Source organism: Pseudoalteromonas sp. SIMBA_162 (genome assembly GCF_046535955.1).
In the GTDB taxonomy this organism is placed as follows: domain Bacteria; phylum Pseudomonadota; class Gammaproteobacteria; order Enterobacterales; family Alteromonadaceae; genus Pseudoalteromonas; species Pseudoalteromonas marina.
On the sequence record NZ_JAWJBQ010000198.1, the window covers coordinates 1 to 318 of the forward strand.

Annotated in this window: 1 pseudogene; it reads left to right on the top strand. The window is 56.6% G+C overall.

From position 1 onward, the window contains the following. A pseudogene (gene lacI, locus R0J88_RS19345) lies at positions 1-318 on the top strand (DNA-binding transcriptional repressor LacI); the annotation flags it as partial.

The window sequence follows — 318 nt, forward strand, 5'->3', positions numbered from 1 at the left end:
TCGCGCTGTTAGCGGGCCCATTAAGTTCTGTCTCGGCGCGTCTGCGTCTGGCTGGCTGGCATAAATATCTCACTCGCAATCAAATTCAGCCGATAGCGGAACGGGAAGGCGACTGGAGTGCCATGTCCGGTTTTCAACAAACCATGCAAATGCTGAATGAGGGCATCGTTCCCACTGCGATGCTGGTTGCCAACGATCAGATGGCGCTGGGCGCAATGCGCGCCATTACCGAGTCCGGGCTGCGCGTTGGTGCGGATAGCTCGGTAGTGGGATACGACGATACCGAAGACAGCGCATGTTATATCCCGCCGTTAACCA